We start from the raw sequence: 12630 nt of genomic DNA on the forward strand, positions 1-12630 counted from the left end.
CATGTCCCCCTGTCGCCCCGTCTCGGACGGGGCGCATGATAATTAACGAATAAGGTCAAAGCCGTAATCGGTTTTGCCGAGTTTGATCGTGTCTCTGTCCACTTTTTCCAGCACCGCGTTCACCAGCGTGGTCAGTATGCTCATGGCACCTTCGTAACCCCAGGTGGTCTGGCGATGCAGATGGTGGCGATCGAACAACGGGAATCCGAGGCGAATCAACGGCACCTCAAACTGCTCACCTTTTGCCAGAGTGTCGCGCTGAATGAATTTGGCGTAGGAATTACCGATCATAAAATCCGGCTGGCGGGTAAACATCAGCGAGCGGAAATGCCACAGGTCGCAGTTGATAAACACTTCACTCTCTTTGCCGTAAGGTGACGCTTCCAGCATCTTTTTCATGGCTTTCTGCCAGCGTTTGTTGCCGTTATGACACAGGATAACCGTCGGCTCGCAACCCAATTCCAACAGAAAACGCGTCAGGCCCATGACAAAATCCGGGTCGCCATACAGACCAAATTTTTTGCCGTGCAGCCAGGAGTGAGAATCCAGCATCATATCCACCAGACGGCCACGTTCCAGCGCCAGCGCAGCGGGGATGGGTTTGCCGGTCAGTTGGCTGACGGTCATCAGTAATTCGTCGGTCGCGGCCAGCCCCAGCGGGATTTGCACCTCGGTCGCTGGCTGATTCCACATCTCCTGCACCACTTTTTTGCTTTTCACCAGTTGCCAGGGTTGCAGCAGCAGGGTGTCTATGGCATCGGGAGCCTCGCGCATCTCCTGCTGCGTGGTGCCTCCGGCATACATGTGGTAGTGACCATCAGCCGGGGTGTCCAGCACCTCAGAAGGATCCGACAGCAGGCTACAGGGCACCGCCATTTGTGCCATCATGCGTTTCAGTACCCGGAAATTGCCCAGATAGGTTTCGAACCCGGTCACCATATTCAGACGGGGAATTTTGCCGGGCTGCGCCTCATGGTCTGCGGTAAACGTTTTGGCAAAGCCTTCAAACATATTGTCCCAGCCAGTGATATGGCTGCCGATAAAACTCGGCGTATGCGCGAACGGCACCGGCAGGCTGGCATCGACAAAACCGTCTTTTTTGGCGTTGGCAATAAACGCCTGCAAATCATCGCCAATGACCTCTGCCATGCAGGTGGTGGAGACCGCGATGATTTCCGGTTTATACAGGGTGCTGGCATTTTGCAGCCCGGTATTCATGTTGTTATTGCCGCCGAATACCGCCGCATCCTCGGTCATCGAGTCTGATACGCAGGCCACCGGCTCCTTAAAATGACGGTTAAAATAGGTGCGGAAATAGGCCACGCATCCCTGAGAACCGTGCACATAGGGTAGGGTGTTGGCAAACCCCAACGCGCAGAGCACGGCACCGAGAGGCTGGCAGGCTTTGGCCGGGTCAATGGTCAGCGCTTCACGTTTGAAGTTCAGGGCTTCATATTCGGCAGTCGTCGTCCACTGGAACACTTCCTGCACCCGCGCCTGATCCCAGGCTTCTTCCTGGGATCGTTTGCCACTGAACAGTTTCTGGTACTCATCCTGTTCGAATAAAGGATGACAATTATGAATCTTATCAACAGTCTGGCTCATGGTTTTCTCCTCCCGCGCCACAAATCGGTGAACTAACGGGAATGCATAAGAGATGTCAGGCGGATTTCAGCCAGGGCGCAGTGAGTTGGCCCCAGGCGGGATTGTTTAAGGTCATATCCATATCACGGGCAAAAATGGCGAAGCCGTCATAGCCGTGATAGGGGCCGGAGTAGTCCCAGGAGTGCATCTGACGGAATGGCACGCCCATCTTCTGGAAAATGTATTTTTCTTTGATGCCCGAGCCGATCAGGTCTGGTTTGAGCGCTTTGACAAAGGCTTCCAACTCGTAACTGCTGGCATCATCAAACAGTAGCGTGCCTTCCTTCAGGTCCGGCAGGGTACGATCGTAGTCGTCGTTATGACCGAACTCGTAGCCCGCAGCGATGATCTCCATGCCCAGATCTTCATAAGCTCCAATCAGATGGCGAGGACGCAATCCGCCCATGTAGAGCAGCACCTTGCGACCTTCCAGCCGTGGCCGGTATTTCGCGATGATGGCGTCGTTTTGTGCCTGATAGCGGGCAATCACCGCTTCGGCATTGGCTCGAATGTGGTCATCAAACTGTTCGGCGATTTTGCGTAACGACTCGGCCACTTTAGTCGGCCCAAAGAAGTTGTATTCCATCCACGGAATACCGTGCTTCTCCTCCATATGGCGCGAGATGTAGTTCATCGAACGATAGCAGTGCACCAGGTTGAGTTTCACAAACGGGGTGTTTTCCATTTCGACCAGCGTGCCATCCCCTGACCACTGCGCCACCACCCGCAGCCCCATCTCTTCCAGCAGAATACGCGAGGCCCAGGCATCGCCACCGATGTTGTAGTCACCGATAATCGCCACATCGTAGGGGGTGGTGGCAAAGGCTTGCCCTTCGCGGTTGTCCAGCACCCAGTCACGGATCACATCATTGGCGATATGGTGGCCCAGCGACTGCGATACGCCGCGAAAGCCTTCGCAGCGCACCGGCACCACCGGTTTGTTGATGGCCGTGCTGCTGGCTTTGGCTACGGCCGAGATATCGTCGCCAATCAGTCCGACCGGACACTCCGACTGGATACTGATCCCTTTGGTCAGCGGGAACAGTTCCTCCATCTCTTCAATCAGTTTGGTGAGTTTTTTATCGCCACCAAACACGATGTCACGCTCCTGAAAATCAGAGGTGAAGTTGAGGGTCACGAAACTGTCGACCCCGCTGACCCCGGTGAAGTAGTTGCGGCGTCCGGCGCGTGAATATTGACCGCAACCGACCGGACCGTGCGAGATATGGGCCATATCTTTGATCGGCCCGAACACCACGCCTTTGGAACCGGCATAGGCACAACCACGTACCGTCATTACCCCCGGCTGCGATTTGCGGTTGGAGATGATGCATTTCCCGACACTCTCCATCTCCGGGTCGGTCACCATCATGTGTTTACGGCGTTCCTTGCGCGTTTTTTCCGGGTAGATCTCCAGCACCTCCTGGATGATCTCCAGATTACGATCGGCTGTTGCATTGCTCATGGGCTGTTCCTGTTAGTTGGCGTTTTCTTCCGCCGCGGTTTTGCCGATGATGCTGGTATCTTCCGCATCCATAATGCCGAACTCCATCAGCAACTCTTCCAGCTCATCCATGGTGCAGGGGACCGGAACCACCATCTTGGTGTTGTTGACGATTTTGTTGGCCAACGTGCGATATTCGTTAGCCTGGTTACAGGTGGGATCGTACTCAATCACCGTCATACGGCGGATTTCGGCACGCTGCACGATATTGTCGCGGGGGACGAAGTGGATCATCTGGGTGCCAAGTTTTTCCGCCAGCGCGATGATCAACTCATCTTCACGGTCGGTCTGGCGTGAATTACAAATCAGCCCACCGAGACGCACTTTGCCAGACTTGGCGTATTTCACGATCCCTTTGGAAATGTTGTTGGCGGCATACATCGCCATCATTTCGCCGGAACAGACGATGTAGATCTCCTGTGCTTTGTTTTCACGGATCGGCATAGCAAACCCGCCACACACCACGTCCCCCAACACGTCATAGAAGACAAAGTCGAGATCGGGCACGTAGGCACCTTCTTCTTCAAGGAAGTTGATGGCGGTGATGACGCCACGACCGGCGCAACCGACGCCGGGTTCCGGGCCGCCGGATTCGGCACAGCGTACGTCGCCGTAACCAATTTGCAGTACATCTTCCAGCTCCAGATCTTCCACAGAGCCGACTTCCGCAGCCATTTCCATAATGGTGTTCTGTGCTTTGGCGTGCAGGATTAAACGGGTGGAGTCCGCTTTGGGGTCACAGCCCACAATCATGACTTTCTTACCCATCTCCGCCAGCGCGGCGACCAGGTTTTGAGTGGTGGTGGATTTGCCGATACCACCTTTGCCGTAGATGGCACATTGACGCATGGTCATCGTATGTCTCCTGTTGGTTTGGTGTGTTTGCTCAGGAAACAGTGCAGGGAACATACCAGCCGTGCCAGGATGGATAATGCATTGATACCTTAGGATTTATTGTTTTCCTGCTGCTGATGAACAGAACAAAGAAGAAACAATCGCCAGACCAATTGTTGCAAACAACACAATTCAGGCATGCCGGGGAGTGGCCCGTGACTTTGTCAGCTGTTCAACAGGTTGTCGGGTCGGCTGTGCTGTTCCGCGCAATGCTTCCCGCACTACGCAACAGAAAAATCCTTCATCTGATTGTTTTTATTTATTAAATCTAAACTGGCACAGGCTGTGCTTCGGGCAAGGTCACGACGATTTTCGAGGAAACAGACATGTCCGGAACAATGAAAACGATGGATGGCAACGCGGCAGCGGCCTGGATCTCCTACGCCTTTACTGATGTGGCGGCGATTTATCCCATCACTCCCTCCACACCTATGGCGGAAAACGTTGATGAGTGGGCGGCCGCCGGGAAGAAGAACCTGTTTGGGCAACCGGTACGGGTGATGGAGATGCAGTCGGAAGCGGGTGCAGCCGGTGCGGTACACGGGGCGTTACAGGCAGGCGCATTAACCACCACCTATACCGCTTCCCAGGGGTTGTTGCTGATGATCCCGAATCTCTACAAAATCGCCGGAGAGTTGTTACCTGGCGTGTTTCATGTCAGCGCACGGGCGCTGGCAACCAACTCCCTGAACATTTTTGGCGATCACCAGGACGTGATGGCGGTGCGCCAGACAGGCTGCGCGATGCTGGCAGAAAGCAATGTGCAGCAGGTGATGGACTTGTCTGCGGTGGCGCATCTGGCGGCGATTAAAGGGCGGGTGCCGTTTATTAACTTCTTTGACGGTTTCCGCACCTCGCACGAAATCCAGAAAATCGAGGTGCTGGAGTACGAGCAACTGGTACCGCTACTCGACACCGAGGCGCTGGATCGGTTTCGCCGCCATGCTCTCAATCCAGACCATCCGGTGATCCGTGGTACGGCGCAGAACCCGGATATCTATTTTCAGGAGCGGGAAGCGTCCAACGGTTTCTATGCCGCCTTGCCTGACATTGTGGAACATTACATGGCGGAGATCGCCGCCATCACCGGACGGGAATATCATCTGTTCGATTATTACGGCGCGGAGGATGCCGAGGATATGATTGTTGCGATGGGGTCGGTGTGCGACACCATTCAGGACGTGGTCGATGCCTTGATTGACAGCGGTGAGAAGGTCGGGGTGCTGATGGTCCATCTGTTTCGCCCCTTTTCATTAGCGCATTTTTTTGCCCGCATTCCCGCCAGCGTAAAACGTATCGCGGTGCTGGATCGCACCAAAGAGCCGGGCGCGCAGGCCGAGCCGCTGTGTCTGGATGTGAAAAACGCCTTCTACCGGCATGACAATCCGCCGCTGATTGTTGGCGGGCGTTATGCCCTCGGCGGTAAGGATATTCTGCCGTCACATATCGTCTCTGTTTTTGAAAATCTGAAAAAGCCGCTGCCGCAAGATGGCTTTACCGTGGGCATCTTTGATGATGTCACTCATACCTCCCTGCCGGTGCCAGTGCATGAGGTGCAGGTCTCCACGGAGGGGATCACCGCCTGTAAATTCTGGGGGCTGGGATCGGATGGCACCGTGAGCGCGAATAAAAGCGCGATCAAAATCATCGGTGATAACACCCCGATGTACGCTCAGGCGTATTTCGCCTATGACTCCAAGAAATCGGGCGGGATTACGGTTTCGCATCTGCGCTTTGGTCATCACCCCATCAATGCCCCGTACCTGATCCACCGTGCCGATTTTATTGCCTGTTCGCAGCAATCGTATGTCGACAAATACGACTTACTGGAAGGGTTAACGCCCGGCGGGACTTTTCTGCTGAACTGTACCTGGTTTGGCGAGGAACTGGAGGAGAAGCTACCCGCCAGTTTCAAACGTTACATTGCGCGCAATGGCATTCGTTTTTACACCCTGAATGCGGTGGAGATTGCCCGTAAGTTGGGATTGCGCGGGCGCTTCAATATGTTGATGCAGGCGGCATTCTTTAAGTTAGCTGGGATCATCGAACCACCCACCGCTGCCATCTATCTCAAGCAGGCGGTGGAGAAATCCTACGGCAGTAAAGGACAAAATGTGGTCGATATGAACAACGCCGCCATTGATTTGGGGATGGAAGCGATTCAGGAAGTGATGGTGCCCGAACGCTGGGCTATGCAGGAGGATAAACCCGCTCCCGTGCGGCTGCTGCCGGATTTTATCAGCAACATTCTTGAACCGATGAATCGTCAGTGTGGCGACAAGCTGCCGGTGAGCGCCTTCGCCGGTATGGAAGATGGCACCTTTCCCACCGGCACCGCAGCCTGGGAGAAGCGTGGTATCGCGCTGGAAGTCCCGGTGTGGCAGCCAGAGGGGTGTACCCAATGTAATCAATGCGCGTTTATCTGCCCCCACGCCGCCGTGCGCCCGGCACTGCTGACCACAGAGGAACGCTATTTCGCCATGCCAGAGCTGTTAAGCAAACCGGCGCAGGGCGCAACCGATTATGAATATCACCTGGCAATTTCCCCGCTGGACTGTTCTGGTTGCGGTAACTGCGTCGATATCTGCCCGGCTAAAGGGAAAGCGCTGAGCATGCAGCCGCTGGAGACCCAGCGACATATGAGCAGCGTGTGGAATTACGCGCTGGAGCTGGCACCGAAGACCAATCCATTTGGTAAAACCTCGGTGAAAGGCAGCCAGTTCGAAACGCCGCTGCTGGAGTTTTCCGGTGCCTGTGCCGGTTGTGGTGAAACACCTTATGCGCGACTGGTGACGCAACTGTTTGGCGATCGGATGATGATCGCCAATGCCACCGGCTGTTCATCAATCTGGGGGGCCAGTGCGCCGTCGATTCCCTGGACCACCAACCATAAAGGCCAGGGGCCAGCGTGGGCGAACTCGCTGTTTGAGGACAACGCCGAATTTGGCCTTGGTATGATGCTGGGAGGACGGGCGATTCGTGAGCAGCTCGCTCACTATGCAACGCAGGCACTTAATCGACCACTTAGCGCCGGGCTGCACCACGCACTGCATCAATGGCTGGAGCTGAAAGATCAGGGCAGCGGTACGCGTGATCGCGGTGAGCATCTGAGAGCCTTGCTGGCAGAAGAGAAGGGCGATGATGAGCTGCTCAATCGTCTCTATCAAAATCAGGACTACTTCGCCAAACGTTCACAATGGATCTTTGGTGGTGATGGCTGGGCCTATGATATTGGTTTTGGTGGCCTGGACCATGTCCTGGCGTCAGGGGAGGATATCAATGTGCTGGTTTATGATACCGAGGTGTACTCCAACACCGGTGGTCAATCCTCTAAATCCACGCCGGTCGCCGCTATCGCCAAATTCGCCGCCGAAGGAAAACGCACCCGTAAAAAAGACCTTGGCATGATGGCGCTCAGTTATGGCAACGTTTATGTCGCGCAGATTGCGATGGGAGCGGATAAAGCCCAGACGTTGCGGGCAATCACCGAAGCAGAAGCCTGGCCGGGTCCTTCCCTGGTGATCGCCTATGCGGCCTGCATTAACCACGGGTTAAAAGCGGGGATGGGATGCAGCCATCGTGAAGCGAAACGCGCGGTCGAAGCTGGCTACTGGCATCTGTGGCGTTATAACCCACAGTTGGCGGAGAAGGGGAAAAATCCGTTTATGCTGGATTCGGAGGAACCAGAAGAGAGTTTCCGCGACTTTTTACTCGGCGAGGTGCGCTATGCTTCGCTGCGGCGTACTGCACCAGACCTGGCGGATCGGCTGTTTGCCCAGACGGAAAAGGATGCCAATCAACGCTTTGAACAGTACAAAAGAATGGCCGGTGAATGATGATTTACGGAAGGTGCCTTTAAGGCACCTTCTTTCTGATGCTGACGGCAATAGCGGCAGTTCGGCTTAGTGAGTCGGTGATTTCACGCATTTCGCGTTCGGGAACAGTAGCCCAAAGCGGGTGATACCTTCCTGGCTTTCAACCCAACAGCGCCCCTGGTGCAGCTGCATGATTGAGTTGACGATCGACAACCCTAGCCCGCTGGAGTGGGCCGAGTTATTTCGGGAAGGATCGGCCCGATAAAAACGATCAAAGATCCGCTCCTGATGTAAGGGGGCGATCGTCTCACCGTGGTTAATCACCTGGATACTCATCCCATCTGGCTGTGCTTCAGCAATCAGGTTGATTTGGCTTCCGGCACGTGCGTAACGCACGGCGTTTGACAGCAGGTTTGCCATCGCTCTGCGCAGCAGCAGCGCATCGGCGAAGACCTTTCCGCTGCCGTAAGTCTGGATGGTGACATCCCGGTCGGCGGCCAGATCTTCGAAGTATTCACGCATCCGCTTCATCTCTTCACTGATATCGATATCGCTACACTGGATGACCCGATCCGGCTGCTCCGCCTGCGCCAGAAACAGCATGTTATCGATCATCCGCGACATGCGCTGTAACTCTTCAAAGTTCGAACCCAGCAGCCGCTGATAATAGGCGTTATCGCGAGCCGCACTCAGTCCGACTTCCGTTTGTCCTAACAGGGTCGTTATCGGTGTGCGCAGATCATGCGCCATATCCGCACTTACCTGCTTCAGTTGCTGGAACCCCCGTTCCATGCGGTCCAGCATGGCGTTCGTCTGGTCAATCAGTGCATCCAGTTCAGTCGGAACATCGTCCTTATTCAGCCGGAAAGAGAGGGTTTGGGTGCCAATCTGCGCAGTACGATCCGCCAGTCTACGCAGCGGCGAAAGCCCGCGACGGGCAAAGATGACCGCCAGCACCACGGATATCACCGCCATCAACGACGCAAAGAGCAAAATGTTATTACGATACTCGGCAAGAATATGGGTCCTGTCGCTTAACACCCGTGCCGACAGAATTTCCAGGGGTGGCAAATTATTCGTCGAAGGGCTGATGGCGGCCATATAAATCATCGGTGTTCCATCCGCCATCACTGAATGCTTTACTGCATCAAGTGAAAGCTTCTGGCCGACAGGAACAGGTGTCACCACCGGGAGATCGCGCTGCATGGGATTCACTGCCAACAACGTCGCACCATCAACATAACGGATCACCAGCAGTGACTCAGTATTGCCCAGCATATTGGCAAACAGATGCGGTTTTTGATCAATCAGCTGCCGCGCGTCAAGGTTCCGTAGCAAGGTACTGATTTGGTCAATGCGGGATACCAGGGCCGCATCATCGCGTATCGACAATTGTTGGCGCAGCGCAAAGTAAAGTGCGCTGCCCATCACGCTAAACGCAATCAGGGAGAACGCTGCCAGCAACACAGAGAGGCGAAGCGTGAGAGAACCGCGCTTCATGCTTCGACCTCACACCGGTAGCCAACGCCGTGCACGGTGTGAATCAAGCGTACCGGGAAAGGATCGTCAACTTTTTGCCGTAGTCGGCGTATGGCCACATCCACCACGTTGGTATCACTGTCGAAGTTCATATCCCAGACACGGGAGGCCAGAAAGGTGCGCGACAGCACTTGTCCTGGATGTTGCAGTAAACAGGTCAGCAGTTTGAACTCTTTATTGGTTAGCGTGATGCGTTGTCCCGCACGCTCACAGCGAAATTTCGCCACATCTAACAGTAGATCACCCAGCGAGAGGACCTCCTCAGATTCCGCAACCGGTTGTCCCCGGCGCAAAATGATACGGATTCTCGCCAGCAGCTCGGCAAAAGAGAAGGGCTTAACCAGATATTCATCTGCACCCAGCCCCAGGCCACGCAAACGATCCTCCAGCGTTCCGCGAGCACTGAGAAAAAGCACTGGCGTCAGGCTATGTTGGCGTAGGCGCTCCATGACCGTCCAGCCGGACATCTCCGGCAGCATGACATCCAGCAAAATCAGGTCGTAGACTTCTTCCCGCGCAAGGTGGAGACCATCAATACCGTTAGCCGCCCAGTCAGCGGTGTAGCCCGCTTCATTGAGGCCATTCACCAGATAGGCTGCCGTTTTCGCTTCGTCTTCAATGATGAGGATTTTCAAACGCTGGCAATCCCGTAATAAGGAGAGAAAAGGGCGAGGGGATCGCCCCAATCCCGAGATTATAACTTAGTAGCCTGGTACGTGTGCGGCTTTCATGATCAGGTTGGCTACCGCTACTGGCTGTGAAATCAACGACACATGGCTGGATTTCAGTTCAATTGTTTGTGCGTGCATGCGCTTCGCCATGAAGCGTTCTAAATCCGGGTTAATGGTACGGTCCTCGGTTGACACTGCATACCAGGTCGGTTTGTCATGCCAGGCGGCAACCGTGGTTTTTGCCATCGTGATGGCTTTACCGATCGGCTGCTGTACTGCGTAGTAGGCCATTGCCTCTTTGGTTGGCAGGTCCCCGGCGAAATCATGCACAAAAGCAGACTGTGTCAACATGCCGTAGCCGTCATTATTCCACTTCAGGCCCGCCGAGGCCGGTGCCGCAGGGTATTTTTTGGTCAGTGCCGGGTAATCTTCACCGGCATCAGGCGCGCGAGCGGCAATATACACCAACCCCTTAACTTCAGGTACATCACCGGCCTGGCTGATCACCATCCCCCCGTAGGAGTGGGCCACCAGGATCACCGGACCATTTTGTTGTGCCAGCGCGCGTTGTACTGCGGCAACGTCATTATCCAGAGACGTTGTGGGATTCTGTACCGCAGTCACGTGCAGACCTTTAGCCTGCAATAACGGGATGACTTTGCCCCAACTGGAACCATCGGCAAACAAACCATGGACCAGGACAATGTTTTTAACTTCCGGTGATGGTGAAGCGGTAGCAGCATGAGCCGTGGTGCCAAGGCCAGCCATAACCAAAGAAACGAGAGCGGAGAGATGACGCAATTTCATGATTTATCCTCAGATTCAATAAAGGTGTACATGAGCCAATCTATCCGCCAGGGACTAACAAACTACTGACCAGATAATGACAAAAAAATGACAAAATGATAGCGGCGGGACTGGCCGGTGGGCTGGCATTGGATTCAGGGGTGGGCGTAGGGACGGGGGCCGTGGCCGGGAAGAATGCGGTTGAGAATAATACTCTTGGAGATGATGAAAATCTCGAGCATGAGGATACTCTTGGGATTCATGAGCCACAAATTCAACATATAGCCAATGGGATTGGCCAAAAGTATGACGAGAATGGTAAGCCAATAAGTGCCATACGGAACAAAAGGAAGTACACGACCAGATTGGTGCGATGGCTCAACGTGTAGTGTGGAAGTTAAAAACTACAATATAGAGACAAATCAAAGCGGTTTGATCAATAATATTAGCCCTACAAACTAATGATCCTGAAGGAAATCATTATGATTACTGAGATTGTGATTAGATATGCAAAAGAGATACAAGAACCGAATGACATCGCAAATTTTAGTAATCGTTATGGTGACCTGCTCCCCGTTGATTAATACACCGCGATGTTAGTAATGTCTTCATCAGTCACATGAGGACATCCCCATGAAGAAGCGATTTTCCGACGAACAGATCATCAGTATCCTCCGCGAGGCCGAAGCCGGGGTTTCAGCCCGGGAACTCTGCCGCAAGCATGCTATTTCAGACGCCACCTTTTACACCTGGCGCAAGAAGTTTGGCGGCATGGAAGTTCCCGAAGTGAAGCGGCTCAAGTCGCTTGAAGAGGAGAACGCCCGCCTCAAGAAGCTGCTCGCTGAAGCCATGCTGGATAAGGAGGCGCTTCAGGTGGCTCTTGGCCGAAAGTTCTGACGACAGACCAGAAGCGGGAAGCCGTGGAAGTCATGTGTGAGGCAACGGGTCTGTCGCAACGTCGTGCCTGCAGGCTGGCAGGTTTGTCCCTGTCCACCTGCCGTTATTCGGCTCAGCGTCCGGCTGCTGACGCGCAGCTGTCTCTACGCATCACAGCGCTGGCACTTGAGCGCCGCCGCTTTGGTTACCGGCGCATCTGGCAGTTATTGCGTCGGGAGGGCCTTCACGTCAACCACAAGCGGGTATACCGCATCTATCATCTCAACGGCCTGAGTGTAAAACGCAGGCGACGCCGCAAGGGGCTGGCGACTGAGCGGCTTCCGCTTCTTCGTCCGGATGCGCCGAACCTGACATGGTCGATGGATTTTGTCATGGATGCACTTGCCAGCGGCCGCAGGATTAAGTGCCTGACCTGCGTGGATGATTTCACGAAGGAGTGTCTGACGATCACCACGGCATTCGGGATTACAGGCGTTCAGGTGACACGTATTCTGGACAGCATTGCGCTGTTTCGTGGATATCCTACGACGATAAGAACTGATCAGGGCCCGGAATTTACCTGCCGCGCGCTGGATCAATGGGCCTTTGAGCATGGTGTTGAGTTGCGCTTAATCCAGCCGGGCAAGCCAACTCAGAACGGATTTATTGAGAGTTTCAACGGTCGCTTTCGGGATGAATGCTTGAATGAACACTGGTTCAGCGATGTTCTTCATGCCCGAAAAATCATTAATGGCTGGCGGCAGGACTATAACGAGTCCAGACCTCATTCATCGCTGAATTACCAGACGCCATTTGAATTTGCAGCAGGCTGGCGAAACGGGAAACATGAAGAAAAATCAACCGATATTACTAACTGAAGGTTGTATCTAATACTGGGGGC

9 protein-coding genes are annotated in these 12630 nt (G+C 54.3%); 3 read left to right on the plus strand and 6 right to left on the minus strand.

Annotated features, from left to right (window positions below; translation table 11 throughout):
• Nucleotides 1–42 precede the first annotated feature (42 nt).
• From nifK to nifH, 3 genes are read right to left on the minus strand one after another with little or no spacing between them, the layout of a single operon-like run.
• Nucleotides 43–1605 carry a nitrogenase molybdenum-iron protein subunit beta gene (nifK, locus tag AC6I8W_RS10660; protein WP_497834983.1) on the minus strand — a complete coding sequence of 521 codons (1563 nt, stop codon included), beginning with the start codon at nucleotides 1603–1605 and terminating at the stop codon, nucleotides 43–45.
• A gap of 55 nt (nucleotides 1606–1660) precedes the next feature.
• Nucleotides 1661–3109 (minus strand): nitrogenase molybdenum-iron protein alpha chain, encoded by a 1449-nt coding sequence (gene nifD / locus AC6I8W_RS10665; protein ID WP_497834984.1) that lies wholly within the window; start codon nucleotides 3107–3109, stop codon nucleotides 1661–1663.
• A 12-nt stretch (nucleotides 3110–3121) separates the two neighbouring features.
• On the minus strand, nucleotides 3122–4003 hold the full coding sequence (nifH, locus tag AC6I8W_RS10670; RefSeq protein WP_497834985.1) for a nitrogenase iron protein: 882 nt from the start codon (nucleotides 4001–4003) through the stop codon (nucleotides 3122–3124).
• 365 nt (nucleotides 4004–4368) lie between these two features.
• Here nifH and nifJ point away from each other — a divergent pair, with 365 nt between their 5' ends.
• On the plus strand, nucleotides 4369–7878 hold the full coding sequence (gene nifJ, locus AC6I8W_RS10675) for a pyruvate:ferredoxin (flavodoxin) oxidoreductase (RefSeq protein WP_497834986.1): 3510 nt from the start codon (nucleotides 4369–4371) through the stop codon (nucleotides 7876–7878).
• Nucleotides 7879–7944: 66 nt separating this feature from the next.
• Here nifJ and AC6I8W_RS10680 read toward each other — a convergent pair whose 3' ends face one another.
• The 3 genes from AC6I8W_RS10680 to AC6I8W_RS10690 all read right to left on the minus strand — a co-directional run bounded on the left by AC6I8W_RS10680 (nucleotide 7945) and on the right by AC6I8W_RS10690 (nucleotide 10874).
• Nucleotides 7945–9357: a heavy metal sensor histidine kinase gene (locus tag AC6I8W_RS10680; protein WP_497834987.1), complete on the minus strand. Its 1413-nt coding sequence runs from the start codon at nucleotides 9355–9357 to the stop codon at nucleotides 7945–7947.
• Nucleotides 9354–10031 (minus strand): heavy metal response regulator transcription factor, encoded by a 678-nt coding sequence (locus AC6I8W_RS10685; RefSeq protein WP_497834988.1) that lies wholly within the window; start codon nucleotides 10029–10031, stop codon nucleotides 9354–9356. Before AC6I8W_RS10685 ends, AC6I8W_RS10680 begins: the two co-directional genes overlap by 4 nt.
• A gap of 66 nt (nucleotides 10032–10097) precedes the next feature.
• The gene (locus AC6I8W_RS10690; RefSeq protein WP_497834989.1) at nucleotides 10098–10874 is read right to left on the minus strand and encodes an alpha/beta hydrolase; all 777 of its coding nucleotides are present in this window, start codon (nucleotides 10872–10874) and stop codon (nucleotides 10098–10100) included.
• 95 nt (nucleotides 10875–10969) lie between these two features.
• Here AC6I8W_RS10690 and AC6I8W_RS10695 point away from each other — a divergent pair, with 95 nt between their 5' ends.
• Nucleotides 10970–11242 carry a VENN motif pre-toxin domain-containing protein gene (locus AC6I8W_RS10695; RefSeq protein WP_497834990.1) on the plus strand — a complete coding sequence of 91 codons (273 nt, stop codon included), beginning with the start codon at nucleotides 10970–10972 and terminating at the stop codon, nucleotides 11240–11242.
• Nucleotides 11243–11486: 244 nt separating this feature from the next.
• Nucleotides 11487–12607 (plus strand): IS3 family transposase gene (locus tag AC6I8W_RS10700; protein WP_497834991.1). Its coding sequence is split into 2 segments (ribosomal slippage): nucleotides 11487–11745 and nucleotides 11745–12607, totalling 1122 coding nucleotides; the frame shifts between segments, so codons are not numbered across the junction.
• Nucleotides 12608–12630 lie beyond the last annotated feature (23 nt).

This window comes from Pantoea sp. X-Soil-TKNS-1211 (assembly GCF_059730495.1).

Bases quoted from the DNA above. Each gene is read 5' to 3' on its own strand.
- nifK (WP_497834983.1), bottom strand. From the start codon at position 1,605: ATGAGCCAGACTGTTGATAAGATTCATAATTGTCATCCTTTATTCGAA.
- nifD (WP_497834984.1), bottom strand. From the start codon at position 3,109: ATGAGCAATGCAACAGCCGATCGTAATCTGGAGATCATCCAGGAGGTG.
- nifH (WP_497834985.1), bottom strand. From the start codon at position 4,003: ATGACCATGCGTCAATGTGCCATCTACGGCAAAGGTGGTATCGGCAAA.
- nifJ (WP_497834986.1), top strand. From the start codon at position 4,369: ATGTCCGGAACAATGAAAACGATGGATGGCAACGCGGCAGCGGCCTGG.
- AC6I8W_RS10680 (WP_497834987.1), bottom strand. From the start codon at position 9,357: ATGAAGCGCGGTTCTCTCACGCTTCGCCTCTCTGTGTTGCTGGCAGCG.
- AC6I8W_RS10690 (WP_497834989.1), bottom strand. From the start codon at position 10,874: ATGAAATTGCGTCATCTCTCCGCTCTCGTTTCTTTGGTTATGGCTGGC.
- AC6I8W_RS10695 (WP_497834990.1), top strand. From the start codon at position 10,970: ATGATAGCGGCGGGACTGGCCGGTGGGCTGGCATTGGATTCAGGGGTG.